24 protein-coding genes, 1 tRNA gene and 1 riboswitch are annotated in these 26,605 nt (G+C 60.7%); of the genes, 13 read left to right on the top strand and 12 right to left on the bottom strand.

Annotation, left to right across the window (positions count from 1 at the left end; genetic code table 11):
* Window positions 1-135: 135 nt before the first annotated feature.
* Genes GOB81_RS05880 through GOB81_RS05865 form a run of 4 tightly spaced genes read left to right on the top strand, consistent with a single transcriptional unit; the run spans window position 136 to window position 3,156 of the window.
* Window positions 136-345, top strand: coding sequence for a hypothetical protein (locus GOB81_RS05880; RefSeq protein WP_173569438.1), 210 nt, complete (start codon window positions 136-138; stop codon window positions 343-345).
* Complete coding sequence (dcd, locus tag GOB81_RS05875; protein WP_173569437.1) at window positions 345-899, top strand: dCTP deaminase; 555 nt, start codon at window positions 345-347, stop codon at window positions 897-899. The genes GOB81_RS05880 and dcd overlap by 1 nt, the downstream gene beginning before the upstream one ends.
* 3 nt (window positions 900-902) lie before the next feature.
* Complete coding sequence (gene murA / locus GOB81_RS05870; RefSeq protein WP_173569436.1) at window positions 903-2,165, top strand: UDP-N-acetylglucosamine 1-carboxyvinyltransferase; 1,263 nt, start codon at window positions 903-905, stop codon at window positions 2,163-2,165.
* 34 nt (window positions 2,166-2,199) lie between these two features.
* Complete coding sequence (locus GOB81_RS05865; RefSeq protein WP_173569435.1) at window positions 2,200-3,156, top strand: alpha/beta hydrolase; 957 nt, start codon at window positions 2,200-2,202, stop codon at window positions 3,154-3,156.
* A gap of 20 nt (window positions 3,157-3,176) precedes the next feature.
* Here GOB81_RS05865 and GOB81_RS05860 read toward each other — a convergent pair whose 3' ends face one another.
* Window positions 3,177-3,857, bottom strand: a complete 681-nt coding sequence (locus GOB81_RS05860) for a hypothetical protein (RefSeq protein WP_242010077.1) — start codon at window positions 3,855-3,857, stop codon at window positions 3,177-3,179.
* A gap of 93 nt (window positions 3,858-3,950) precedes the next feature.
* Between GOB81_RS05860 and GOB81_RS05855 the strand changes: the two genes are divergently transcribed.
* Window positions 3,951-4,205, top strand: coding sequence for a DUF1653 domain-containing protein (locus GOB81_RS05855; protein ID WP_173569434.1), 255 nt, complete (start codon window positions 3,951-3,953; stop codon window positions 4,203-4,205).
* A 69-nt stretch (window positions 4,206-4,274) separates the two neighbouring features.
* On the opposite strand, the gene GOB81_RS05850 is transcribed toward GOB81_RS05855, so the two are convergent.
* From GOB81_RS05850 to GOB81_RS05830, 5 genes are all read right to left on the bottom strand, one after another.
* Window positions 4,275-4,688 carry an alcohol dehydrogenase gene (locus tag GOB81_RS05850; RefSeq protein ID WP_173569433.1) on the bottom strand — a complete coding sequence of 138 codons (414 nt, stop codon included), beginning with the start codon at window positions 4,686-4,688 and terminating at the stop codon, window positions 4,275-4,277.
* Window positions 4,689-4,834: 146 nt separating this feature from the next.
* A tRNA-Gly gene (locus tag GOB81_RS05845) sits at window positions 4,835-4,908 on the bottom strand.
* A 67-nt stretch (window positions 4,909-4,975) separates the two neighbouring features.
* A complete protein-coding gene (locus GOB81_RS05840) occupies window positions 4,976-6,475 on the bottom strand; it encodes an efflux transporter outer membrane subunit (protein ID WP_173569432.1) in 1,500 nt (499 codons plus the stop codon).
* Window positions 6,475-9,627 (bottom strand): efflux RND transporter permease subunit, encoded by a 3,153-nt coding sequence (locus GOB81_RS05835; protein WP_173569431.1) that lies wholly within the window; start codon window positions 9,625-9,627, stop codon window positions 6,475-6,477. The genes GOB81_RS05840 and GOB81_RS05835 overlap by 1 nt, the downstream gene beginning before the upstream one ends.
* A gap of 6 nt (window positions 9,628-9,633) precedes the next feature.
* The gene (locus GOB81_RS05830; protein ID WP_173569430.1) at window positions 9,634-10,806 is read right to left on the bottom strand and encodes an efflux RND transporter periplasmic adaptor subunit; all 1,173 of its coding nucleotides are present in this window, start codon (window positions 10,804-10,806) and stop codon (window positions 9,634-9,636) included.
* Between the two features lie 198 nt (window positions 10,807-11,004).
* Here GOB81_RS05830 and GOB81_RS05825 point away from each other — a divergent pair, with 198 nt between their 5' ends.
* The 6 genes from GOB81_RS05825 to GOB81_RS05800 all read left to right on the top strand — a co-directional run bounded on the left by GOB81_RS05825 (window position 11,005) and on the right by GOB81_RS05800 (window position 17,779).
* Window positions 11,005-11,685, top strand: coding sequence for a TetR/AcrR family transcriptional regulator (locus GOB81_RS05825; protein ID WP_173569429.1), 681 nt, complete (start codon window positions 11,005-11,007; stop codon window positions 11,683-11,685).
* 99 nt (window positions 11,686-11,784) lie between these two features.
* Complete coding sequence (locus GOB81_RS05820; RefSeq protein ID WP_338421317.1) at window positions 11,785-13,656, top strand: AsmA family protein; 1,872 nt, start codon at window positions 11,785-11,787, stop codon at window positions 13,654-13,656.
* Window positions 13,657-13,721: 65 nt separating this feature from the next.
* A riboswitch (SAM riboswitch) is annotated at window positions 13,722-13,801 on the top strand.
* Window positions 13,802-13,897: 96 nt separating this feature from the next.
* Window positions 13,898-15,133 carry an O-succinylhomoserine sulfhydrylase gene (gene metZ, locus GOB81_RS05815; RefSeq protein ID WP_173569428.1) on the top strand — a complete coding sequence of 412 codons (1,236 nt, stop codon included), beginning with the start codon at window positions 13,898-13,900 and terminating at the stop codon, window positions 15,131-15,133.
* Between the two features lie 22 nt (window positions 15,134-15,155).
* Window positions 15,156-15,632, top strand: a complete 477-nt coding sequence (gene apaG / locus GOB81_RS05810; RefSeq protein ID WP_173569427.1) for a Co2+/Mg2+ efflux protein ApaG — start codon at window positions 15,156-15,158, stop codon at window positions 15,630-15,632.
* 44 nt (window positions 15,633-15,676) lie between these two features.
* On the top strand, window positions 15,677-16,288 hold the full coding sequence (folE, locus tag GOB81_RS05805) for a GTP cyclohydrolase I FolE (protein WP_173569426.1): 612 nt from the start codon (window positions 15,677-15,679) through the stop codon (window positions 16,286-16,288).
* 42 nt (window positions 16,289-16,330) lie between these two features.
* Window positions 16,331-17,779 carry a tetratricopeptide repeat protein gene (locus GOB81_RS05800; protein WP_173569425.1) on the top strand — a complete coding sequence of 483 codons (1,449 nt, stop codon included), beginning with the start codon at window positions 16,331-16,333 and terminating at the stop codon, window positions 17,777-17,779.
* Between the two features lie 4 nt (window positions 17,780-17,783).
* Here GOB81_RS05800 and parE read toward each other — a convergent pair whose 3' ends face one another.
* Complete coding sequence (gene parE / locus GOB81_RS05795; RefSeq protein WP_408736906.1) at window positions 17,784-19,772, bottom strand: DNA topoisomerase IV subunit B; 1,989 nt, start codon at window positions 19,770-19,772, stop codon at window positions 17,784-17,786.
* A gap of 106 nt (window positions 19,773-19,878) precedes the next feature.
* Window positions 19,879-20,406, bottom strand: a complete 528-nt coding sequence (locus GOB81_RS05790) for a hypothetical protein (protein WP_173569423.1) — start codon at window positions 20,404-20,406, stop codon at window positions 19,879-19,881.
* A gap of 341 nt (window positions 20,407-20,747) precedes the next feature.
* Here GOB81_RS05790 and GOB81_RS05785 point away from each other — a divergent pair, with 341 nt between their 5' ends.
* Window positions 20,748-21,302 carry a hypothetical protein gene (locus tag GOB81_RS05785; RefSeq protein ID WP_173569422.1) on the top strand — a complete coding sequence of 185 codons (555 nt, stop codon included), beginning with the start codon at window positions 20,748-20,750 and terminating at the stop codon, window positions 21,300-21,302.
* 69 nt (window positions 21,303-21,371) lie between these two features.
* Here GOB81_RS05785 and GOB81_RS05780 read toward each other — a convergent pair whose 3' ends face one another.
* Window positions 21,372-21,821: an RrF2 family transcriptional regulator gene (locus GOB81_RS05780; RefSeq protein ID WP_173569421.1), complete on the bottom strand. Its 450-nt coding sequence runs from the start codon at window positions 21,819-21,821 to the stop codon at window positions 21,372-21,374.
* A 238-nt stretch (window positions 21,822-22,059) separates the two neighbouring features.
* On the opposite strand from GOB81_RS05780, the gene cysK reads away from it, so the two are divergent.
* A complete protein-coding gene (cysK, locus tag GOB81_RS05775; protein WP_173569420.1) occupies window positions 22,060-23,049 on the top strand; it encodes a cysteine synthase A in 990 nt (329 codons plus the stop codon).
* A 67-nt stretch (window positions 23,050-23,116) separates the two neighbouring features.
* On the opposite strand, the gene GOB81_RS05770 is transcribed toward cysK, so the two are convergent.
* From GOB81_RS05770 to GOB81_RS05760, 3 genes are all read right to left on the bottom strand, one after another.
* Window positions 23,117-24,265: an OmpA family protein gene (locus tag GOB81_RS05770; RefSeq protein ID WP_173569531.1), complete on the bottom strand. Its 1,149-nt coding sequence runs from the start codon at window positions 24,263-24,265 to the stop codon at window positions 23,117-23,119.
* A gap of 259 nt (window positions 24,266-24,524) precedes the next feature.
* Window positions 24,525-24,866, bottom strand: coding sequence for a DUF1491 family protein (locus tag GOB81_RS05765; RefSeq protein ID WP_173569419.1), 342 nt, complete (start codon window positions 24,864-24,866; stop codon window positions 24,525-24,527).
* Entirely contained in the window at window positions 24,863-26,545 is a 1,683-nt protein-coding gene (locus GOB81_RS05760; RefSeq protein ID WP_408736905.1) for a S41 family peptidase, read from the bottom strand. The genes GOB81_RS05765 and GOB81_RS05760 overlap by 4 nt, the downstream gene beginning before the upstream one ends.
* Between the last annotated feature and the right edge of the window lie 60 nt (window positions 26,546-26,605).

The raw sequence follows: 26,605 nt of genomic DNA, 5'->3' as shown, positions 1-26,605 counted from the left end.
AGACAACGAGAGCCGGACAGAAAATCAGGAATGTCATCTGCAGGCGACGACATCGCGAATACCCCCGAGCCCTCAGCAGACAGGGGCGCTGCTCTCCCATCCCCAAAGGACAAAGCGGCAGGGGAACAAAGCGTTATGACTGAGACCCCACGCCTTACACCTGCCGCCGAAGCAGCACGTCTGGCGCGTCTCGCCGCCGAAGCCGAGGCCTTGCGCGCCAACCTCAGGCGGCGTAAGGCGCAGGCGCGTGCACGGGCCGGGGCAGAGACGCCTTCCTCTCCTCCCGACTCAGCCGGGAGCCATGACGCGCCGCTCCCCTCTCATAACCGCCCGGAGACTTCCTGATGCCGATCATGCCTGACACCTGGATACGCGACAGGGCGCTCAATCACGGCATGATCGAACCGTTCGTGGAAAACCAGAAGCGGGATGGCGTTATATCCTACGGCCTTTCTTCATACGGTTATGATGCCCGCGTCGCAGACGATTTCAAGATTTTCACGGATGTAAACGGCGTCATCGTCGATCCGAAAGCCTTCAGCGAAGACAGCTTCGTCTCACGCAGGACCGATGTCTGCGTCATACCGCCGAACAGCTTCGTTCTGGCGCACACAATCGAATATTTCCGTATTCCGCGCGACACACTGGTCGTTTGCCTTGGCAAGTCCACCTACGCACGCTGCGGCATCATCGTGAACGTCACCCCGCTTGAACCTGAATGGGAAGGTCAGGTGACGATCGAAATCAGCAATACGACGCCCCTGCCCGCCCGTATCTATGCGAACGAAGGCATCTGCCAGTTCCTGTTCTTTCAGGGCGCTTCGCCCTGTGAAATCAGCTACGCCGATCGTTCCGGGAAATACATGCACCAGCGCGGCGTCGCGACACCGAGGCTCTGAAGCATGGACCGGTTCATCATCCGGGGCGGCAAGCCCCTCCACGGCAAGATCACCATCGGTGGCGCGAAGAATGCCGGCCTGAAACTGATGGTCGCGGGCCTGCTTACGGCTGAGCGCCTGACCCTCACCAACGTCCCCCGCATCGCCGACATCGCCACGATGCGCGATCTGCTGGTTCAGCATGGCGTCGGGGTCGAGGACCTGAACGGCAATGGCACGTCCTATGCCATCGGCGGCGAGATCACGAACACGGAAGCGCCCTACGACATCGTGTCGAAGATGCGTGCTTCCATTCTCGTGCTCGGCCCGCTGATCGCCCGATGCGGCAAGGCCCGCGTGTCGCTGCCCGGTGGCTGCGCCATCGGCACGCGTCCGGTGGACATGCATCTGAAAGGGCTGGAAGCACTCGGCGCGGAAATCCGTCTCGAAGGCGGCTATATCAACGCCACGGCCCCCAAGGGACTGATCGGCGATCGCATCGTGCTGCCTTTCGCCTCGGTCGGGGCGACGGAAAACCTGCTGATGGCCGCCACGCTGGCCAAAGGTCGCACCGAGATCATCAATGCTGCCCGTGAGCCTGAAATTGGCGATCTGGTGTCGTGCCTGAACAAGATGGGTGCGCGCATCACCGGCACCGGAAGCGGCACGCTCGTGATCGACGGCGTGGATGCTCTCTATGGTGCCGAACATCGCATCATGCCGGATCGTATCGAATGCGGCACCTATGCCTGTGCGGCAGGCATCACCGGCGGCGATCTCAAGCTGGTCGGCGGCCAGGTCGATGATCTGGGTGCGGTTGTCCGGGCGCTGGAGGAAACCGGCGTCGAGGTCAGTCAGGAGGAAGACGGCATGCGGGTGCGCCGGACGGGCGCACTCCGTGGCATCGACATCATGACCGAGCCTTATCCGGGTTTCCCGACCGACATGCAGGCCCAGTTCATGGCGATGCTGGCGGTGGCCGAGGGCGCTTCGATGATCACCGAGACGATCTTCGAAAATCGCTTCATGCATGTGCCGGAACTCAACCGGATGGGCGCACGGATCAATGTGCATGGGTCGTCAGCCATCATCCGCGGTGTGCACGCCCTGTCTGGCGCACCGGTCATGGCGACAGATCTGCGTGCTTCGTTCTCGCTGATCCTTGCCGGTCTCGCCGCGCATGGCGAGACGATCCTCAGCCGGGTCTATCATCTGGACCGTGGCTACGAGGCTGTGGAAAAGAAACTCGCCGCCTGCGGAGCCAATATCGAGCGCGTGAAAGGCTGACCCGCCCCTGCCCCGTTCGAAGAGGAGAAAAAGCATGTCGCACACAGACTCCCGTCATTTGGTCGATCCGGAACTTCGCTCCCTCCTCGAACGGTTCGGCCCCGCCGAACTTGATGCCTCATCCCTCGCCGCAACACGTGTGCGGCACATGCCACCGCCGGGCATGAGGGATGATCTTCCCGTCACAACGACTGAACACTACATCCCCGGCATGCCGGATGACCCTGCCGTCCGTGTACTGGTCATTGCCCCCAATGCTCCGGCGACAAAACCGCGCCCCGCGATGGTACATATTCATGGCGGTGGTTTCGTCGTGGGAACACCGGACGCCTTCGTCCCCACCCTTCGGCACTGGGCGACCCAACTGGGGTGCGTGATTGTCTCGACCGACTATCGTCTGGCACCAGAGAATCCGTTCCCCGCACCCCTGGAAGACTGTTACGCGACCCTTCTGTGGACAGTCGCGCAGGCCGAAATGTTGATGATCGACCCCTCGCGGATCGGTGTCGTGGGGGAAAGTGCTGGCGGAGGGCTGGCCGCCGCGCTGGCATTGCTCACCCGCCAGCGCGGCGGCCCGGCACTGGCGTTCCAGAGCCTGCAATATCCCATGCTGGACGACAGGACGGTCCTGACACACCCGGACATTCCGGGCGCAGGAGCCTTCCTGTGGACAGCAGAGATGAACCGTTTCGGATGGGAGTCGTATCTGGGGGCTACAGCAGTCGGTGCTGCGGGCGTTTCACCCTTCGCTGCCCCAGCCCGGGCCAGCTCTCTCGCCGACCTGCCGCCGACCTATATCGGGGTCGGTTCCATCGACCTTTTCCTTGAGGAAGACATCGCTTTCGCCAGACGCCTCATGCAGGCAGGCGTGCCAGTCGAGCTGCAAGTCTTTCCAGGCGCGTTTCATGCCTTTGAATGGGAGCCGCGCGCCGGAGTGACTGTCCGTTCAGGAATACGACGCGTTGATGCGATGCGTCGCGCGATGGCCTGAACAGACAGCGGCCGGAAGCGTCAGTGACCTGACGTGGAAGCCTTGCTTGCCTTCTGCTTCTGGAACTGCTCGATCTCGCCACGAAGGTTGCCGATCGGGGCTGCGCCTATCGTATCCTGATAGGATGAGCCGTCCCACACCCAGCGATCACTCCCGTCAACCACGAGATCGTACATTCCATGATGGCTGGTCGGCAGAATCGCGATTTCGCCACTGACTGAATCGAGAATCTTGATCCACTCTTTATGCTGACGCAGATAGACGTCCGTAGAACATCCGGCCGATCCGCAAAGGGCGGCTGACTGTAGCTCAATGAAGAGTGCGACATCACCTTTTTTCGTCGACAGAGGAGCGGAACCGATCAGGACCACCGGCTCCTCGTGATGCCGCCGTGAGGTGGCGATGTCATCTGCCGCGAGGGTGCGGGCGTCCTTATCCAGTTCCGTGCCCGGCTGCTGGGAAAGAATGACCGGTTTGGCAGCAGAGGACGCGGAGGATTTTCCCGTTCCGGCGTGGCGGTGAGATGTCGTCCGATGGTGCTGGGTGGTCGTGGTGGCATAAGCTGCATCACTGCAACTGCCTGAGATCATGCCCACGCCGAGCGCCGCAACGGCAAGTCCGGCTCTCTGATGGACACTTCCCGGACGCAGCCAGTCGAGCAGGGACTGCTTTATCAGTGCCGACAGGAAAAATGGACGCAAGGCAGAAAAACTCCATCAAACGATGACAGGAGGATGTCGAAACCACATCCTTTCCGGCACCATAGCCGCGATTGACGAAAGGAGCGATATGTCTTGAAAAATCAACCGATCCTGATTCAGCCCGGCCTGTATCGTCATTACAAGGGCGGTCTGTATACCGTCCTTCACACCGCGCGTCACAGCGAAACAGAAGAATGGCTAGTCGTTTACCGCAGCGAAGCTCATGGAACGCTGTGGGTCCGTCCCCTGTCGATGTGGGTGGAGCTGGTGGAGGGACATCCGCGCTTCCTCCTGATCGAGGCGGAAGACGAACCGGAGAGCTTGCGCGATCCACACCGGACTCTCTGAACCCTGCAAACGAAAAAGCCCTGCCGAAGAAACGGCAGGGCTTCCTGATAACGTCCTGTCAGACGGTTTTCAGATCAGGGATTTCGCCCGCGTCAGCACGCTGGAGCAGACCTTCCCCTGAGCAGGCTGGTCGAGGGAGGTGATCGTGGAACGCTTGCCACTGATCAGGAACTCGCCCGTGGTGCCGATCGCATAGTCCATGTTGCCGTTCTGGTCATTCGGGACTGCGTTTGTCTTGGCGTTGACAGCAGCCTGCAGCGAATCCCCATCATCATGAGAGACAAGGTTCGTCTCGACACAATAGTTCAGAAGACCTGCGACATTGGCAGGCGAAACAGAGGCGACATCGGCAGATGAAGCGACGGCAGTTGGGGCCTGTCCATAAACAGCCGGAAGATCAGCCGCGTGAGCCGGAAGAACGACAGACGAAGTGCCTGCAATAATGGACGCGACACCAAGAACGCGAAGGTAAAAACGGGTCATCGAAAGCTCCTGTTGCTTTGGGCGCATGTTGCTTCAATGAAACCGCGCACGCAACACGTGCAGACGGCATGCAGCCATTCCACAATGGGAAAGAACCGTTCACAATTTCGGGAGTTTTATGAACATCCGTGCCTGAAGACGGATTCTGGAGCGGGTGAAGGGAATCGAACCCTCGTATGCAGCTTGGGAAGCTGCCGTTCTACCATTGAACTACACCCGCGTTCGGCAACTCTATAATCCGGCTCCCCGGGCATGGCAATCGTTGTGCCATGGCCGGGGGGATCATTTCAGAGTTTGGCCGGCACCCGCGGCGAGCGCAGGGTCTTTTCGCTCCAGCCTCCACCCAGCGCACGGTAAAGTGTCACGATATTCTCGTAACGCGCCACCTGTACCGCCACCCGGGACTGCTCCGCCTGAAGCAGGCTCCGCTGGGTGACAAGCTGGTTGAGATAGGAATCGGTGCCGACGGAATACCGCATCTGGGCAAGGCGATAGGCATCCGCCATTTCCCGGACGTAATCATCCATCCGCTGCCCTTCCTCGATATAGGTCGACCGGCCGACCAGCGTGTCGGACACCTCCCTGAAGGCTGTCTGGATCGTCTTTTCATACGCCGCGACCTTGGCGTCACGCATCGCCTTCGAGGCTTCCAGATTTCCCTTGTTCTGCCCCCATGTGAAGATAGGGATGCTGACATTTGGCTGCAGTCCCCATGTCGTCGCCGGTGCCGTGAACAGACTGTGCCACATGAGGCTACTGACGCCGTCCGTCGCTGTCAGCGTGAACTTTGGGAAGAAGGCCGCACGCGCCGCGCCGATATTGGCGTTGGCAGAGAGAAGATCGTGTTCGGCCGCGATGATGTCAGGACGACGAAACAGCAGATCCGATGGCAGTCCTTCCGGAATGTCTGCCATCAGTGTCTGCTCTCCCAGCGAGCGTGGCGGTGGCAGATCGGCCGGAATCGGAGCGCCGATCAGGAGAGTCAGGTTGTTTTCGTCCTGCGCGACCAGCCTGACCTGCTGGGCGCGAAGCTGACGTGCCTGATCGAACTGCGTCTCGGCCTGACGGACGGTCAGCAGGTTTTCCTCGCCGTGATCGTAGCGCAGGCGGATCAGACGCAGATTTTCGGACAGATTGCCCACCGCTTTATCAGCAATATCGAGCACTTCCTTGTCGCCCAGCCACGCCAGGTAGGCATTCGCTACCTGCGAGACGATGCTGATCCGCAGGGCGCGCTCGGTCTCCACCTGTTTCAGTGCGGTTTCTGCTGACGCTTTGGACAGACTGCGTATCCGTCCGAATAGGTCGATCTCATAGGACGAGAATCCTATGCCGGCACTGTAGTAGCGGAATGTCGAGATGTTCTCACCAACACCCGGCGCGAAGCTGAACCCTGCCGTTTGCGAGGGCGCCATATATATGGCCGCACCAGATGCTCCGATAGCGGGAAATAGGGACGCGTGCTGAACGTCATATTGTCCGGCCGCCTGAGAGATATTGGCCGCTGCCTGCCGGAGATCCCTGTTCTCCCGCATGGCGATGCCGATCAGCGCCTTCAGACGGGGATCAACGAAGAAATCCGCCCAGCCGATATCCGATGCCGGTGTTTGCAACGGGGCCTGAGCCGTCTTCACGGTGGGCATGGGATCAGCCGGATATCCGTCTGACACCGAATGCTTCGGACGTTGATAGGTCGGCTCCATCGTGCATCCGGCCAGCAGAAGCGCGGCAAGAGCCACGCTGCCGGACCGGGAGAAACCGCCGCGAACGCGGGAAAGAACGCTCATCAGCTGGCCTCCGGCGCTGTTGTGGGGGGAAGCTGACCATCCTCGTTGCGCTCCGACATGCGACGCACACGGAAAAGACGCAGCACAAGCACGAAGAACAGCGGCACGAAGAAGATCGCGAGGAAGGTTGCGGTGAGCATACCGCCGACAACCGCCGTGCCGATCGCCTGACGCGCCGACGAACCCGCACCCGATGCAATAGCCAGCGGGAAGACGCCCAGAACGAAGGCGATGGAGGTCATCAGGATCGGTCGCAGACGCTCGCGTCCGGCATTGAGAACGGCTTCTTCCAGCGATTGCCCGGCTTCGAAGTTCGCCTTGGCGAATTCGACGATCAGAATGGCGTTCTTGACCGCCAGTCCGACCGTGGTGAGCAGGCCCACCTGGAAGTAGACATCGTTATCCATTCCGCGCCAGAGCGTCGCGGCAATCGCGCCCAACACGCCAAGCGGGATCACCAGAATGACCGCGAACGGAATGGCCCAGCTTTCATAGAGCGCCGCAAGGCAGAGCAGGATGACCGTCGCGGCCAGCACATAAAGCGAACCGGTCGAAGAGCCGGCGGCCATCTGCTCGAAGGACAGACCCGTCCACTCGTAACCGATACCCTCCGGCAGATCGTTCAGGATGGCCGTAATGGCGACCATGGCGTCACCCGAACTGTAACCCGGTGCCGGCTGCCCGAGAATCTCGAAGGCGTTGAGACCGTTATAGTCCTCGACCTTCTGCGGTCCGACAATCCAGTTCCCGCTGACAACGGCATTAAACGGAACCATCGTGCCGGTCACGTTGCGGAGATACCACGCGTTGAGATCCACAGGCTGCATGCGCGAGGACGGCATGCCCTGAATATAGACCTGCTTCACACGGTCATCCCGCATGAACTGGTTCACATAGATGGAACCGAGCGCTCCCTCGATCAGCGTATTGATGTCCGTGATGGACACGCCCAGCGCGCTCGCCTTCTCGCGGTCGATATCGAGATGATACTGCGGGGCGTCCTCCATGCCGTTTGGACGAACCGCCATCAGCCGTTTGTCCTTGGCAGCCCGGCCAAGCACCATGTTACGGGCAGCCAGCAGTTTAGCATGACCGACATGCCCGCGGTCTTCCAGTTCCAGATCGAAACCCGAAGCGTTGCCGAGTTCCAGAACGGCGGGAGGATTGATGGCGAAGATCTGAGCTTCCGGATCGGACCAGAAATGCATCATGACGCGGGTAGCGATGGCATCCACGCCCTGACTGGCTTTGGGCCGCTCATCCCATGGCTTGAGCTTCACGAAGAACGCGCCTGCGCTCTGTCCCTGCCCCGCGAAGTTGAAGCCGTTCATCATGTAAACGGACTCAACATTGTCCGCTTCGGTCTTGAGGATGTAGTCCGAGACCTTCCGCGTGACCCTTGCCGTCTGCTCCTGCGCCGTTCCCGGCGGCATCGTCACCTGACCGAAAACCAGACCCTGATCCTCGGTCGGCAGGAAGCCACCCGGCAGACGCATGAAGAGAAACACGACACAGGCCGTAATAGCTGCGAAACCGATCAGAGACAGAAAGCGGTAGCCGAGGATAAGCTCAACACCGCGCAGATAGGCTTTGGTCAAACGCGCAAAGGAGCGATTGAACAGGCCCGACAGACCCTTGGTCTTTTCATGCTCACCCGGCTTGAGCATCGTGGCGCACAAGGCTGGTGTCATGGTCATCGCCACCAGCACCGACAGCCACATGGCCGCGCAGATGGTGATGGAGAACTGGCGGTAAATCACACCCGTCGATCCGCTGAACGCCGCCATCGGCAGAAACACTGCAGTCAGCACGAGCACGATACCGATCAGTGCACCCGAGATTTCGTCCATCGACACGCGAGCAGCCTCACGCGGCGAAAGATTCTTCTCGTGCATCACGCGCTCGACGTTCTCGACCACGACGATGGCGTCGTCCACCAGCAGACCGACGGCCAGAACCATGGCCAGCATGGTCAGCGTGTTGATGGAGAAGCCCATCGCCGACAGGAACCCGAATGTGCCGAGCAGGACCACCGGCACGGCAATGGTCGGGATCAGCGTGGCGCGGAAATTCTGCAGGAAAATCAGCATCACGAGGAACACGAGCCCGATGGCTTCGAGCAGCGTGATGACAACTTCCTTGATGGACAGCGTGATAAACGGCTCGGTGTCGAGCGGGTAAACGGTCTTCAAGCCCGGCGGATAGAACTTCTCCAGCCGCGCGACTTCTGCGCGCACTGCCGTTTCCGTCGTAAGCTGGTTCGCTCCCGGCGTAAGCTTCAGCGCCATGCCTGCGGCCGGTTTGCCATTGAAGAAGGAGGTAAAGGCGTAGTTCTGCGCGCCGAGTTCGACCGTCCCGACATTGCCCATCCGTACCTGCGAGCCGTCAGGCTGCACCTTCAGGATGATTTTGCGGAACTCCTCGGGGGAAGAAAGCCGCGTCGGACCGATGATCGTGGCGTCAAGCCGCGCACCGGGTTTGGCTGGCAGGCCACCCAGTTCGCCGGACGAGACCTGGATGTTCTGGTTCTGGATGGCAGCTTCCACATCCCCGACCGTCAGGCTGTAGCTGTAGAGCTTCTGGGGATCGAGCCAGATACGCATCGCATATTCAGAGCCGAACAATGTGTGGTCACCCACCCCGGACACACGCGAGAGCGTATCCGACACGTTGGACGCCACATAATCCGAGATGTCCTGACCGGTCATGGAGTTGTCGGTCGAAATGAACCCCACGATCATCATGAAGTTCTTCACGGCCTTCGCGATGGTCAGGCCCTGAGCCGTCACCTCGGTCGGCAGCTTCGGCTGCGCAAGCTGCAGCTTGTTCTGCACCTGCACCTGCGCGATGTCGGGGTCAGTCCCCTGCTCGAACGTCAGGTCGATCTCCATCTGGCCCGACGCGTAGGACTGCGCCGCGATATATTCCAGATGATCCAGACCGAACATCTGCTGGAGGATCGGCCTGACGACCGTATTGTTGACCGTCTCCGCAGAAGCTCCCGGATAGGTCACGGTGATGGCAACCTGTGGAGGTGCGATCGACGGATACTGCGCGATCGGCATGCGGAAGATGGCCACCGCGCCGACGAGCATGATGATGAGGCCGATCACCCATGCGAAAACCGGCCTGTCGATGAAAAAGCGTGACATGCTGGTTTACTTCTTTCCGGCCTCGGAGGAGGAATTTTCAGTGAATGGCGCAGGGGTGACCTTGTCGCCGGGATGCACTTTCTGAAGGCCGATCACGATCACGCGCTCTCCTTCCTTCAGGCCGGAATTCACCACCCAGTCGGTACCCTGCATGGCGCCGACATCGATCTGACGCAGTTCAACCTTGTTGTCCGCGTTGACCAGCAGCACCTGCGGATCACCATGGCTGTTCCGCGTCACCGCCTGCACCGGCACGAGCAGCGCGGCAGGATTGACGCCTTCGTCGAGCGTTGCATGGACATACATGCCGGGAAGCAGAAGCTTCTGCGGATTGGGGAAGACCGCCCGGACCACCACCGTTGCGGTGGCTTCATCGACGTTTACTTCGCTGAACTGCATCTTGCCCCCGGCCTCGTAGGCCGAGCCATCCTCGAGTTCGAGGGAAACGGGCACGGAATTGTCCGGATTCGTATGGATCTGCCCGGAAGCCACCTCCCTGCGCAGGCGCAGGAGCGAGATGGCGGGAAGATTTACATCGACATAGATCGGGTCGAGCCGCGTCACGACCGCGAGATTGCTCGTCTGCCCGGCCTGCACCAGTGCGCCAACCGTGAGGATGGTGCGCCCGATCCGTCCCGAAATCGGCGAATTGACGTGCGTGTAGCGAAGGTTGGTGGCGGCGGTTTCCACCTGCCCTCTGGCAATGAGGATCTGCGCGTCCGCTGAACGGGAGGCCGCCAGCGCATCGTCATATTCCTGCTTGCTGACCGCGTGAGCCGCCTTGAGCGGGCCATAGCGTTCCAGCTTGGCATTCGCCGTGACGGCATTGGCTTTCGCCTGCGCGAGCTGGCCGTTCGCGCTGTCATACGCTGCCTGATAGATGCTTGGGTCGATCTGGTAGAGCTGCTGGCCCGCCACCACGTCCGCGCCCTCGACGAAGAGCCGCTTCTGGAGCACGCCGCTCACCTGCGGACGCACCATGGCGATCTCATAGGCTGAAATACGACCGGGCAGCCGGGTATGCACCTGTATCGAGTGGGGCTGCACAGTCAGCACTTCCACCTTCTGCGGTGGAGGAGCACCTTTTGGGGGAGCTTTTTTGTCGCACGCTGTGAGAAACAGCAGGCTGGTGACCGAGGCCAGAACGGCCGGTGCGGAAAAACGAACGGGGCTTTTCACGAATGGATCCTGCTGTCGTCTGTAAAGAAAAATTCAGGGTGTCTCAGAACATCTTTATAGACCCGTGAACGGGGCGCATAAGACGAATCGAGTTGTGTTTCTGAATAGAAACTACATAGTTTCCAAACCCCGGGTCAAGCCTGTCCCGCGTCCTGTCAACATGGACAGAAGGGACATGAGAAGGCACATGAAGGGGATATGAACGGGAAATCTCTCCACATCCCGTCCTGTCCCGCTTCGGGACGAGGGCCGGGACGGCCGCCTGAAATGGCGGAATGCGAACGCCGCGAGAAGATTCTTTCCGCAGCGGGAGAGGTTCTGCGCACCCACGGCTATCAGGCCGCGTCCATGGACAAGGTCGCCCAGTGCTCGGGCATGTCGAAGCGGACGCTCTATCAACTTTTCCCCTCCAAGCAGGAACTTTTCCACGCACTGATCGGGGCGCGCCTTTTCCGGCTGTCCCTCTCCGTGCGGGAGAATGCCGGCACGCCGACCGAAGAACTGATCGCCCTTCTCAGTGACATGGCCGCCCATCTGACGCGCCCGGACACCGTGGAACTGATTCGCGCCATCATCGCTTCCGCTCCCGAAGCAGAAGATATCCGGCACATCATGAGCACGCTGACACAGTGCGGCGAGACCAATATCCTCAAGGCATGGTTACAGAAGTATTGCTGTGATCGAGGGTTGTGCCATGAAAATACAGAAGAAAAATCGCGCCAGCTTTTTGGCATGACTGTTGGCGACCTGATGCTCGATGCGCTGATCAGCAGGAACCTTGAGCCCGATGCCGTGCGGTCGTTCATCACCTCCGGTGCCCGTCTTTTTCTGGCGGCCCTGGAGGCCGAACGGAACCAGGAAGGCCGGGAAACAGCCTGACCTGCTGGCCTCGCAATACAGCCACCGCCTCCTGACGCCTTTTTTCTGCACGATTTCAGAGTCATGACGCACCTCCGTTCACTCTCCGGAGATTTGTGCGTGCGTCATCGCCTCCCGCTTTTCATGCTTGCTGCGCTTGGCCTGACCGCCACGGTCTGCGGCGGCGGCCTGATTGCACTGTCCCGGGTGGACCTCGCGGCTCTCGCCACAAAAAAACTCGCTCAGGCCACAGGCCGCACCGTGCATATCGGCAGTGTGCATGTGTCTCCGGGCCGCTGGCTCACGCTTGATGTGGATGATGTCAGCATCGCCAACATCCCAACTGGCAGCCGTCCGGAGATGATCACGCTCGGACATCTCCACACACAGGTCCGGCTCACTTCGCTGCTGCACGGTCCTGTCGAAACCCGCGATCTTGTGCTGACCAACTTCTCCGGCCTGTTCGAGCGCACCCCCGACCGCACCCCCAACTGGCGGTTCGGCCCGGCTCGGCCGCATACCGTCGAGAATCAGTCGCCGCCTCCTCCCGCAGACTGGAGCTGGTTTCCCGGCCTGAGGCACGCGACGATCAAAGGCAGCGAGATCATCTACCGTTCCGCCAACGGTCATTCCTATCGTGCGGGTCTGGACAGTGTGGACATCGCCTCCGCCAGCGACAGCGCGCCGTTCGAGATGACTGTCGCTGGTTCGTACAACAACACGCCCGTCGCACTCTCAGGTCACCTCGGTCCGCTGATAACATTGCGCGAAACAGGAAAGCCCTACCCGACCGTTATTCACGCCTCTTCCGGTGATCTGACGCTCGACCTTGACGGCACAATGACCGACCTGTTCGATTTCGATGGTGTCGATGGGCGGCTGTCTCTCCGCACCCCGACCTCCGCGCCGCTGATGGCGTTTGCAGGGGCGCCAGCGGACAGTTTCGCGATGACCCTCAATCTTGACGGGCACTTCACCCACAAGGGCGATGTCTGGACGATCACCAATGGCACGGGATTGCTGCGCAACAATCCGATCGAAGCCGCCAACCTGACATTCACCGAAGGTAAATCCGGCATGCCGGATAAAATCGACGGTGACCTGGCTTTTACAAAACTCGACCTGAACGGCCTCCTGCCTGCATCGAAAAACAGTCCTAAGCCGGAGCAGCACACGGACATTCCCCTTGTCGTGCCGGCAAAGCCAGATCCGCTCTTCAACCTGCATCTGTCCGCCCGCTCGGTGCGCTACAACGCGCTGGATTTTTCCAATGCCGCCCTGTCCTTCAGTCAGCAGCCGGGAAAGATCGACATTTCTTCCTTCCAGCTCGGCTGGCTGGGCGCATCCCTCCACGCCTCTGGCGATATCAGCGCCCATCCGCAGGGTGCGAGCATCCATGCCGCAATCGATGTGACGGGCGCGGATATCGACAGGTTGCGGCGGCAGGCTGGCTTCGCCGCCGTCCCTGTCAGCGGCCGGATGTCTTTTCGCGTGCGGGCTGCCGCGGACGGCGTTCACACCCTCAACGAGGCCTCCCATAATGCCGACATCGTGGCCGTGGTCGGCATGAGCAGCGGTGCGATCAGCAGGCAGGTGATGGGTCTTGCGTCCACCAATGTCTCCCTGCTCTTCCGCAAGGAGACGGGCACGACCTCCGTCTCCTGCCTGCTCGGTGCGCTGACCATGCATCATGGTGACGGGACGGTGGTGCCGCTGCGCATCTACACGCCGGTCGGGTCCGTCGTCGGAGAGGCGCTGTTCGATCTCGATCGTCGCTGGTTCGAACTGGCTTTCCAGAGCCGCACACCGGGAATGCTGTCTCTGGACATCCCCATTCGTGTCAGCGGGCCTTTCGGCAACCCCGCCATTGGCCTCGCCGGCTGGTCTGCCCGGGGCCGCGCCCTCCTGAAGGACGCTCATGCCATCAACACACTGCCGCCGGAACTGGCCTCCTTCTCACCGGGACGCGCATGCCTGGTTGCACGACCGTAAAGCAGGCATGCAGCGGGGAGGCTGTTGACGGACCGAGGACAGTTCCGCGATAACCGATACCTCCCTTCCGGGGACCTCGTGATTTGTATGGCCGGCTTGCGGCGAGGTTAAAGAAGCGCGCTAAAGAGGCTCTGGCGGGATTCGTTCCGTCAGGTTTCTACGGTCGATGCCCCGTGCGGGGAGATGACGGTCCGGCAGCAGCCACCGCCCCGCAACGGACAGAACGGAACCGAGACCGAACATGACTGATACAACCATCAAGACCACTGCCCCCGAAGTCGCCGCGACGTGGCGTCCCGCGACACGCCTGATCCACGGCGAGGTCGAGCGCACCCCCTATGGCGAGACGAGCGAGGCCATCTTTCTCACGTCCGGTTTCGCCTATGACAATGCCGAGCAGGCCGCCGCCACCTTCACCGGCGAAGCCGTTCACTACCAGTATTCCCGCTTCGGCAACCCGACCGTGGACGCGCTCCAGCGCCGTCTCGCCGATCTTGAGGGCGCGGAAGCCTGTGTCTGCACGGCCACCGGCATGGGCGCAGTCTCGTCCGCGTTGCTCGCGCAGGTGAAGACCGGGGACCGGGTCGTCGCCTCACGGGCGCTGTTCGGCTCCTGCTACTGGATCGTCGCCACCCTGCTTCCCCAGTACGGCGTGGAAACGGTATTCGTCGATGGAGACGATCTCGACGCATGGAGTGAAGCCCTCAGCAAGCCGACGGCTGCCGTGCTGCTCGAAAGCCCTTCCAACCCGATGCTCGATGTGCTGGATATCGCCGCCATCTGCGAGCGCGCCCACAAGGCAGGCGCCATCGTCGTGGTGGACAACGTCTTCGCCTCCCCGATCTATCAGAGACCGCTGGAACTTGGCGCGGATGTGGTCGTTTATTCCTGCACGAAGCATATCGACGGTCAGGGCCGGGTGCTGGGCGGCGCGATTCTCGGGCGCAAGGACTGGATCAACGACACGGTGCTTCCTTTCACCCGCAACACCGGCAACGCACTGTCGCCGTTCAATGCATGGGTGATGCTGAAGGGGCTCGAGACCCTCGCCCTCCGTGTTGACGCCATGACGCGCAATGCCACCGCCGTCGCCGACTGGCTGGCCGACGCACCGGGGATTGTGAGCGTGCGCTATCCGGGTCGCAAGGATCATCCGCAGCACGAACTGGCGGCCCGCCAGATGAGTGGTTTCGGTTCGCTGGTCGCCTTCGAGGTTGCCGGTGGGCAGGAAGGCGCGTTTGCATTCCTCAATGCGCTCCGCGTGGTCCTGATATCCAACAATCTCGGAGACGCCCGTTCGCTGGCGACACATCCCGCCACGACCACGCATATGAAGATCGGAGCCGAGGAGCGGGCGCGCCTGGGTATCTCCGATGGTGCCATCCGTCTGTCCGTCGGTCTGGAAGATTCAGCCGATCTGATCGACGATCTCGCCCGCGGTGTCGCGGCGCTCAGGAGCCGCGGTTTCGCAGGCTGAAAAGCAAGGAAAACGATCCGTCATGTCCTCAAGGCCGCCCATGCCGCCGAAGCTGTTCGAAGACCCGGAAGAGGCGCTGAATGAAGCCATCGCCTCTCTTCCGGCCTATGAGGCGACAACGGAGGACGTGCGGGTCGTGGTCCGTGTTTTCTGGCTGGACGACCAGTCGCAGCCGGACGAACACTCCTATTGCTGGGGCTACCGAGTGCGGATCGAGAACCACGGGCATGCGACAGTGCACCTGCTCGAACGCGCATGGGAAATCATCGACGCCAACGGAGACGTCGAACGTGTCCGGGGTGATGGCGTGGTGGGAGAACAGCCGGTTCTCGCCCCGGGAGGCGGCTTCGAATATACGTCCGGTGCTTCGCTCGACACCCCCAGCGGCATCATGCGCGGCTTCTATCACATGGTGGAAGAACCGGGTGGCCGTCAGTTCAAGGTGCGTATCCCGGCATTCAGTCTCGACAGCCCCTATCAACCGGGCGTAGTCCACTGACCCTTCCGAATCGCCTCATCTTCAGCCTTCAGAGACCAGACCGAATGACCTCTTCTCCCTCCCCGCTCCGCCCTTCCCGTGAGGAAGCTGAAGACGCCATCCGGGTTCTGCTGCGCTGGGCCGGTGAAGATCCTTCCCGCGAAGGACTGCTCGACACCCCCGCCCGCGTTGCCCGCTCCTACGAGGAATTCTTCGAGGGCTACGAGATCAGCCCGGAGGATCTGCTGAAGCGGACCTTTTCTGAGGTCGAGGACTACGACGAAATCGTTCTCCTGCGTGACATCCGCTTCGAGAGTCATTGCGAGCATCACATGGTGCCGATTATCGGACGCGCGCATGTGGCCTATCTCCCCCGCAAGCGGGTGGTCGGCATTTCCAAGCTCGCCCGTGTCGTGGATGCCTATGCGCGCCGGTTCCAGATTCAGGAACGCCTGACATCGCAGATCGCCAACACCATAGACAGCGTTCTCGAACCTTACGGCACGGCGGTTATCCTTGAGGCCGGACACCAGTGCATGACAACGCGCGGCGTTCATCGTCCGGGCGTCTCAATGGTGACGAGCCGGATGCTTGGCGTGTTCCGCGATAATTCCGACACGCGCCGGGAACTCATGGCTATGCTGAACAGACCGAACATCGGTGAACTTTCAGCCTGACAGCCTTACCTTTTCTTAAACTGGCCGGGCGAACGTCAGGATATGACGTCTTCGCCCTCCCTCCCGCCTTCTGAACACGCTCCGCTTTCCCCTGCTGAGACCGGTGAATCCCTGCAACGCGCCGGTCATCTCGCCGAAGCTGAAGCAGCCTACCGTGCCCGACTGGCCAAAAATCCAAACGACGCCGTAACACTCAGCAATTATGGCGGGCTGCTGTGCGATGCGGCTGCCTTCGAACCGGCTCTGGAGGTTTTGACCCGCGCCGTTGCGCTCGCCCCGGAACTTGCTGATGCCTGGTCGAATCTTGGAAGCGTGCTGCATTCCCTGCAACGCTATGACGAGGCGGTTGACGCCTATTCCAGATGCCTGCGCCTTAACCAGTCCCATGCGTTTGCGCTGAGCAACCTTGGCATTACGCTGGATTGTCAGGGGCGGCATGAGATGGCTCAGAAATTTCATCGTATCGCGGTGGATCTGGAGCCCGAGAACGGTGAGAGTCACACAAACTACGCCATTTCCCTTCTCTCTCAGGGCGATTACGAGCGCGGCTTCGCCGAATATGAGTGGCGATGGAAAACCCGCACGACACGCCCCCATGAGTTCGATGGGCAGCTCTGGCATGGCGAAGCGTTCAGAGGGAAAACCCTTCTGATCCACACCGAAGGTGGCTTCGGCGACATGCTCCAGTTCGCCCGTTTCATTCCCCTTGTCGCGCAGCGTGGCGGCCGGGTCATTGTGCGCATCCGCCCCGAACTGCTCTCGCTTCTCGCCAACTCCTTCCCGGAAACTGAATTCGTCACGGAAAAAGAGCCCGCACCTCCCTACGATCTGCAATGCCCGGTGCTAAGCCTGCCCCCGGCTCTCGGCATCACCCTCGACACCCTCCCCTCGCCCGAAGGTTTTCTCCGGCCCGATCCACGAAAGGTCGATGGATGGGCCGCGCGTATCCGTCAGGACATCTCTTCCGGCTACCCTCTGAAAATCGGTCTTGTGTGGGCTGGCGCACCGCATAGTGAAATCAGGGAAGCGGAGATTGCAGACCGGCGACGTTCCACCACGCTCGCCACTCTGGCTCCGCTGGCTCAGGCGGTCCCGGATGCCATCTTCTACAGCCTGCAGGTGGGCGATCAGGCCTGGCAGGCCCGCACGCCGCCAGCAGGAATGCGACTCATCGACAATACAAGCGAACTGAAAGACTTTGGCGACACGGCAGCTCTGATCGCCAACCTTGATCTGGTCATCGCCGTGGACACTTCCACCGCCCATGTAGCCGCCGCCATCGGCAAGCCGGTCTGGCTGCTGTCGCGCTATGACCAGTGCTGGAGATGGCTGTCAGGACGCACGGATTCGCCTTGGTATGACAGCGTAAGGATCTATCAACAGGACAGACCGCTGGACTGGTCCGGGCCGATCACGCGGATCGTGGCGGATCTGCGCAAAGTGGAGGCGGAGCACCAGCACACGGAGGCGCTATCACCCACCGCCTCCTGAAGCCTCAGATGTCCAGCATCTCCACGGACTGCGCGTGTTCCTGAATAAAAGCGAAGCGCAGTTCCGGCTTACGCCCCATCAGGCTTTCCACACGATCCCGCGTCTCGGTGCGGTCTTCCGGACGGGTCACCACGCGCAGCAACGTGCGACGCGACGGATCCATTGTGGTTTCCTTCAGATCCTTCGGCGGCATTTCACCGAGACCTTTGAAGCGTGAGACTTCGACTTTCGCATTCGGCTTGAACTCGGAACGAGCCTTTCGTTCCTTGTCCGCGTCATCCATGGCGTACACCGTTTTCGCGCCATGCGTCAGGCGATAGAGAGGCGGCTGGGCCAGATAGAGCCGACCCGCGCGAATCAGTTCCGGCAGCTCCCGATAGAAGAATGTCATCAGCAGCGACGCGATGTGGGCGCCATCCACGTCAGCATCCGTCATGATGATGACGCGACCGTAGCGCAGTCTTGCAAGCTCGAACCGGTCTCCGAGACCGCAACCCAGCGCCTCGACCAGATCGCTGAGTTCCTGATTGCCACGCAATTTTTCAGTCGTTGCACTGGCCACGTTGAGGATCTTGCCTCGGAGCGGCAGGACCGCCTGCGTCTCACGATTCCGCGCCTGTTTCGCCGATCCTCCGGCGGAGTCGCCCTCCACCAGGAATATCTCGGTTTCTTCAGCGCGTTCCCGCGTGCAGTCGGTCAGCTTGCCGGGCAAACGAAGCCGGCGCGTCGCGCTCTTGCGGGGCGTGTCTTTCTGCTCGCGACGACGCAGCCGGTCTTCGGCCCGCTCGACAACAAAGGAGAGCAGCGAATCCGCCTGAGTGGGATTCCCCGACAACCAGTGATCGAAACGGTCCCGCAGCGCCGTCTCAACAAGTTTTGATGCCTCAGCGCTGGTCAGCTTTTCCTTGGTCTGCCCCTGAAACTGCGGATCGCGGATAAAGACCGACAACTGGACGGCGACACAGCCGAGAATATCTTCCGCCGTGACAATGCTGGCCCGCTTGTTGGACCGCTGCTCACCCCACGCACGGAAGCCTTTCACAAGGGCTGCACGGCAGCCTGCCTCGTGGGTTCCGCCCAGCGGCGTGGGAATGGTGTTGCAAAAAGAAAGAAAGCTTGGTGTGCCGGATTCCAGAAACGCGATGGCCCATTCCCCGCGCCCGTTCGACACACCGTTTGTCTCAGGCAATTCGGCCTCACCCGCCCAGATCGGTGCGAGAAGCGGGGCGTTCTTGCCAAGCTCATCCGCAAGACTGTCCGCAAGGCCGCCCGGAAAATGCAGAACGGCTTCAGTCGGCGTTTCATCTCCGGCCCGAATCAGCGACGGATCGCAGTTCCAACGGATTGTCACCCCCCGGAAGAGGAACGCCTTGGAACGGCACAGACGATAAACACGCGTGGGCTGAAAGACATGCGTTCCGAAAATTACGGGGTCGGGTCTGAACCGGATCTGGGTGCCACGACGATTGGGGGCTGCACCGACTTTCTCAAGCGGTGTCTGTGGTACGCCCTGAGAATAGATCTGCCGCCAGAGCGTTCTGTCACGGGCGACTTCGACTTCCATGCAGGAAGCCAGCGCGTTGACGACAGAAGACCCCACGCCATGCAGACCGCCGGAGGTGGCGTAGGACTTGCCGGAGAATTTTCCGCCCGCGTGAAGCGTGGTCAGGATCACTTCAAGCGCGGATTTTTCGGGAAAACGCGGATGCGGATCGACGGGAATACCGCGTCCGTTATCGCGAACGGTGAGCCAGTTGTCCGGCTCAAGCGTCACCTCGATGGTGGACGCATGACCTGCAACGGCCTCGTCCATCGAGTTATCGAGGATTTCGGCGGCCAGATGATGAAGCGCCCCCTCATCCGTCCCGCCGATATACATGCCGGGACGGCGACGGACAGGTTCCAGACCTTCCAGCACCTCAATGGCGCTGGCGTCGTACTGCTCACCCGCAGCGGAGGGCTGAGGCCGGGTTTCCGATGGTTTTGGACTCATCGGTTTATCGGGAGAAGAGCCGGTGCTTGAGAAGAGATCGCTCATGCCCGGTCTGTCTCCCGCTGGAACCGATTCGTCAAGGAGGCGTCGAAGAAGGTGCTGCCTCTCAGGCGCGCCGCGCCGAACGTCGGCGGCTACGCGTCTCGGTGCTTTTTTCCACGGCCGGAGCAGCGCAGGTCTCGAACGTCGCTGGTTGGACGATGTCCTTTGCCTGCACGTAATTGGACAGATCATGCTCATCGTCGAGCGCTGTCACTTCATCGAACATCGCAATGCGCTGGCTGCAGAACACTGTGCCCGACTGAAGACCTTTTTCAGACTGCACATTGGCGAGCTGCGTGATGTAATCGTCGTGTTCGACCTGCGCACGCTTGCCGTATGTCGTGCGGAAATAGGTGTTCAGACGCTGCTCTTCCGCCAGAAGCGTGCTGCGGAATTTTCCGACGAACGCATTGTAGCGTTCCTGCGCCTTGCAGGAGAGTGCGGTGACCATCAGTTCGCTCTTCAGCCCCTGAACATCGAAAGCTTCCTTGGCCGGGGAACGGCCGCAGCTTGCTGCCGAAGCGGCGGTTCCGCAGGACAGGCCAAGAAGAACCACACCAGCGATCGCAAGACGAAACGGACCAGAGGACATGAAGGGGTCTCTCCAAATAATGGAATGCGCGGACAGACATATGCACCCGCCACGACGATGTGGCGAGCAGATTCTGAACCCTGTTTCTCAGTCCTGCGCCACAAGTCACGGTTTTTTTAGAAATTAGCCATTGCGGCCAAAACACGGAATGCCTGCCATGCGACCACGGGACCGCATGATTGTGGCCATTCCACGGCACGAGGATTTGGCTCCTTTCAGGCATGTCCGGCCGTGACTTTCAACGGGCTTCCGGATGCTCTAGAGCGTGAGACAATTTCATGCGGTCGGTGGATTCGCCGCCAGCCCGCTTCTGTTGTTCACAGCTATCGGGGAGCCTTTACGTGCGACTGAGAATTCTAGCCGTGCCTGTTCTGGCAACCAGCTTTCTGGCGGGATGTACCCATGGCCCGCTCCAGAGCGGACGTTATGGCTCGCCGGACCCGTTCGGTTACATGAAGACATCCGCTGTTTGCAAAACCACCAAGCCGACCGCAGGCGCAAACGGAGACCTCGTCAGCCAGATGTCTGTTCGTAGCGATGACGGCCGCTGCGTGCTGATGGTGGCGCCACCGGAAGGCGGGGCCTATGCGTCTTTCGGCGTGTCCCCTGCTCCTGAACACGGCAAGGCGTTTCTCTATACGCTCGATAGCCAGACGCAGATCGCCTACACCCCGACGATGGGCTACGCAGGCAGTGACAGTTTCACGGTCATTCTGGTGCGAGGCCCCGGTCAGAAGCGGGATCACCTGACGGTTACGGCAACGGTCGATGCGACCGGCGTCACCATCGCTCGTCCGGCCGTTTCTGCCCCGACGACGAGTGAAAAATCGACCGTAAAAAAGAAGACGACTTCAACCAGCAAGCGCCGCGTCGTCACGAAAAAGGCTACTCACTGAACACAATAAGGTGATCCTCCTCTCGGTTATTGAGAGAGGATCACCGTCTGCATTTACCGAAGCGCCTGTTCAGATCGAAAATGTGATCGGTTCTGATAAAGGGCGCCGCAGACCGGCCGTTTCCGCGCGACGCACAAGATCATCCAGAGTGACGTCCCGCAGACGGGCCGCGATGGTCTCGTCTTCTTCCCGCCAGAACGGATCGAGCACTTTCTGGAACAGATCGCCGGACGGTCCATCATCCGCATCCGGATCGACATTGACGACAGTCGCGATAATCTCCGTGACGGAAATATCGCGACGGGGCCGTCCCAGCCGGTACCCTCCCCGTGGTCCCCTGACACTTTCCAGAAGCGACGAGCGGGAAAGCGTCTGAAGCAACGGCTCGATCCCCCGCCGCGCCAGTCCTGCCCGCTCCGCGATATCGGCGGCGTTCACCGTGCCCGTTCGACCGGCATAGAATGCGACATCCAGCATAATCATGACGCCTGTCATGGCCCGATCACGTCGCAGCAGCATAATGATACCCTCGAAACATTGGCTTTAGCCCCAGATACCGCACTCTCGTCCACCTTGCGACATATCCTTGGGTAAAAAGTGAAAACGGCACAGATGCCCGGCTATTCACATTGCCCTTCCGTGTTATTTTCTTGCAACAGCACCGAACGTCCGTTCGTGGCCATACATTTCCGATTCTCTCCGGTCACGTGGCCATTACCCCGTTTTCCGGAGAAAACGACCATAAGAGGTTTGCTCGATGGGCTCTCGCACACTCCCTCCTGACGTCGATTTCCAGCTCGCCCCACCGCGAGGACGCATTTTCGATTCCGTGGTGGATGTTGTGGGAGGCACGCCTCTGGTCGGCCTTCCGCGCATGACAGAAGACGATAATCTTCAGGCTCGCGTGCTTCTGAAGCTGGAATTCTTCAACCCGCTTGGCTCGGTGAAAGACCGAATCGGTGCCGCGATGGTCCTTGCCGCCGAGCAGGAAGGCCTGATCACACCGGGAAAAAGCGTTCTGGTCGAACCGACCTCCGGCAATACCGGCATTTCCCTTGCCTTTGTCGCGGCCTCGCGCGGCTATCGCCTGATTGTGACCATGCCGGAAGGCGCCTCCATCGAGCGCCGAAAAATGCTGCGGCTCATGGATGCACAGGTGGAACTCACGCCCTCGCGGCTTGGCATGGCAGGGGCGATTGCCCGCGCGCAGGAAATTCTCAAGACGACTCCCGATGCGTGGATGCCCGGCCAGTTCGACAATCCCGCCAACCCTCTGGTGCACGAACGGACAACCGCTCAGGAAATCTGGGAGGATACAGCAGGCACGGTGGATATCGTCGTCGCGGGTGTCGGCACGGGCGGCACGGCTTCCGGCATCGCTCATGCACTGAAAAAAAAGAAGGCGAGCGTCGAAATCTTCGGTGTGGAACCGACGGAAAGTGCGATTCTCAATGGAGACGAGCCGGGACCGCACGGCATCCAGGGGATCGGGCCGGGCTTCTGCCCACGGACGCTGGACGTAAAAGCGCTTGATGGGGTGCTGACTGTTTCCGAGCGGGAAGCCATTGCCGCGGCCCGTCGCTGCGCGCGCATGGATGGCATCCCCATCGGCATCTCATCCGGAGCGGCCTTGCACGCGGCGATCACTTTGGCTCATCGCCCGGAAAATCATGGCAAAACAATCGTGGCCATCGCGCCTTCCTTCGCGGAACGCTATCTGTCCACCTCGCTTTTCAGCGGTCTCTGAAAAATAAAGGGGGCATTAAGCCCCCTTCAATTTCCACTTTATCCTGTAAAAACCGTATGCCCTTCACTTAGTGAAGGATGATCTCCACGCGACGGTTCTGAGGCTCGCGCACATCGGGACCCGTCATGACCAGCGGACGCGTCTGGCCAAAGCCATGCACATCAATGATCGAGCCTGCCACACCATCACGGATCAGCTCAGCCTTCACCGCATTGGCGCGGCGGGTGGACAGTTCCATGTTGTAATGCTCGCCGCGAGCTCCGGGGTGAGCCGCCGATGTATCGGTGTAACCACCGACCTGGATGCGCGTCACGGCCGTATGGCCGGAAGCCTGAGCGGCCACGGCGACGATGGACCGGGCGCGATCGCTAAGCTCCGCTTCGTCCCAGTCAAAGAACACGAGGTAGGTGCGGGCTGCTGCCGGCGCGGGAGCGGCAATCGTCGGCGCAACTGAAGGTGGCGGCGGTGGGGGAGCCGGATTAAACTCGTAACGCAGGCCGAGCATCAGGGAGTGATTGAAGTCGGTCTTCGTGTCGTGGTTGCCGGATGCGACACCGTATTCCTTCTGGAGGTTATCGCCTCCACCCACTGTCCCGACTGCGGTCGCGAAATGGGACTGCGGACCCAGCATCGTCCAGAAGCGATATTCCGCCGTCGCCGAGAGCCCGACAACCCACGGCACAGGAAAGGCCAGACCGAAAATTCCCTGATAGGCGAAGCCGCCGAACGTCCCGCTCATATGCTCGGTGAGAGGACGATCCAGGCCTGTAACCGTCGTCCGCATCGCGCTCCAGCCATAACCGACACCAGCACCGAAATAGGGAAACAGCCAACTCTTGCCGATATCAAGATCGAACAGAGCGTTGACCATCACGCCGGAGGTCTGGCGGCGACCATCCCCTTTCGTCGAAACGGTATTGGTCCCGAGGCCCTTGTAGTCGTTGTTGCGGTAATTGCCCTCAACCTCGACACGGAAGCCGTTACCGAGTCCGTAACCGACCGATCCAAGCCCCACTGCGCCCGTTTTCCAGCGATCACGACCGCTGGGCAGGTTGCGACTCATACGGACCTGCTGGTCCTGATTGAAGGTCGCACCGCCCTCACCGGCAACGTAGAGACCCTGAACGGGCTGGGCGAAGGCGGAAGACGGAAAAGCGCTGAGGACGAGCGGCGCCGACAGGATAGATCCTGCAAGAAACCCATAACGCAGCTTCATCATGTTCTCCTCATGCCCGCCCTACAAACGCTGACAAATCAGTCAAAAGCAGTGTCACCGCAATTTCATACGGCCTTCTTTTGCCGAAACGCGTCCGTCGCGCAACTCGTAACGCATATGAATGTCACGCATTAACCACGTAACACGACAAAACCGCGCACGTCTCGTCGTCATCTTATTGAAAAATCAACACACCATATGCAGTTGCATCTTCATAGGGCTTGTCAGCCGAGTGTGTCTCGCATGCAACGCTTCACCATCAGATGATGCGCGCCTCAAAAGGAGGCTCGAAATCGTCTGCTTCAATTTCCAGCACCCAGAGATCCGGATCGCGCTTCACCTGCCGTTCGACATAGGCTTCAGCTTCAGACTCCGTGACCGGCTCGACACCGCTTCCCTTCATCCACGCCATGGCGCCGTCCGCATCGCGGGTCTGCGTCAGAACCACGGCTCGTCTGTCCCGGCTCCCAAGAATGACCAGCACGCCTCCAGCATCTTCATACCCGCGACGCCGACGGAAGGCCGGATGACCCGACGCATTCGCCTGCCGCAGGACGGCACTGACCCACAAAGCTGTTTTCAGGCGTGGCTCTTCACTCATTCGCTGCTGCTCACTGCTGCCACTTCGGCGTCATCGGGAATCATGGAGAGGGCCGCCTTGTAAGCAGCAGGGTTTTCAATCAGATCCCGTGCGGTCTCCAGATCCAGATCGCTTCCCAGAGCCGCGGGACAGGTCCTGCGGATTTCAAGGATGCGGGAGACCGGCACCGGAAAACGCACATTGCGGGACTCCGCAACCGAAGAACCCGCGGGTGCATGACCACCCTTGAGTTCCTCCATCTGGCGTTGGGCGTCGAGCGATCCCCTGCTGGTGCAAAGCTGAGGCATGACGCCAAGCCCCTGAATGGGCCACCCCAGAGGTGCGATCACCCGACTCCATGTCACGAACAATTCTCCCCGGTCCGGCAACTGCGCGACTGTCTGAACCAGCCCTTTTCCCAGCGTCGCACTGCCGACAATGACGGCGCGGCGATGATCGGCGAGTGCCGCAGCGAGGATTTCAGCGGCGCTGGCAGTCCGTCCATCCACGAGAATGACGACGGGAAGCCGGTTCGTCATGTCGCCGCCCTGCACTGCCCAGACATGATTGGCCTGAGAATCGCGTCCTTTGGTGATCGCAGCCACGCCGTTATCGAGAAGCAGCGCCGCAGCCGTCACGGCCTGCTGGAGAACGCCGCCCCGGTTACCCCGCACATCGATGACGATTCCGCGCAGGTGCCGATCCTGCGTCGCCTGATCGAGATACTGGCTCATCTCCTCCGCCGTCTCGGACGAGAAGGAGGTCATGCGTATGATGACCAGTGATCCGGCACTGAACGCGAACACCGTTTCGGCAGGTACGCTCGCCCTGCGCATGGAGACCGTTCGTGTCCGGCGAGTCCCGGGCGAGTAGAAACGGACTGAGACCTCACTGCCGGGATCACCCGACAGAAGCGTTTGGACTTGCCCGACCGTCAGTCCGACAACACTGTGTCCATCCACGGCGACGAGCCGTTCTCCGACATCGACCCCTGCCGGCCACGCAGGACCGTTCGTGTTGACCGCGCTGACAATCAGATGGCGGACCACCTCCCCTTTCCGTTTCCGTCGCCCTGAGTCGGACTGCGAGATTTCTTCCTCAAGCGAAATACCGATTCCAGCGGCACCGCCCGTTCTCGCCGTCCGGTCCGTTTCAGCGGGCATCGGTCCGACATAACGCGAATAGGGGTCGAGATGATTGAAGAGTTCGTCAAAGAAACTCTGGGTAACACCCTGCTCTCCCGCCGCTCGCAGGACCGAGGACAATCCCCATGCCGTCGAGAGAAAGCCCGTTGTCAGAGAGCTCCAGTCGTGCGTGCTGCTCTCAGGGGGTGCCGGGCGTTGCAAAACACTTGTCTGCCCCTGCATCAGGTGGATGCCGTCAGCCGCCTCCGTAATGCGCAGGGACGGATCAAGGGCGCTGATACCTCCCAGCCCCCAAAGGCAGAGCTGGCGCGCCGAATAGGGTTGCAGGGTGCGTGGCTCAAGAAACTCAAGCCCCGTCTGGATTACTGAATACAGAAGCGGGAGATTCGGTGTTGCCTCAGCGACTTTCGCCTCATTGAGTCCGTCCTGCGGCGCGGTCTGGGGAAGACGCGCGCGCGAATGGGCGGCCGACTCCTGCTCCTCATCCGAAACGGGTGTCGCACAGGCCGCGACGGTGGCGGAAAACAGCCACAGCGTTACGGCGAACAACAGCACGCCCGGCTGGAGGCCCCTTACGGCAAGTCGCCATCTGATGACAGGGATGAAGGAACGCCC

Origin of the sequence: Acetobacter conturbans (assembly GCF_011516755.1) — a bacterium.
GTDB lineage: Bacteria > Pseudomonadota > Alphaproteobacteria > Acetobacterales > Acetobacteraceae > Acetobacter > Acetobacter conturbans.
This window is presented reverse-complemented; position numbering and strand designations above follow the sequence as displayed.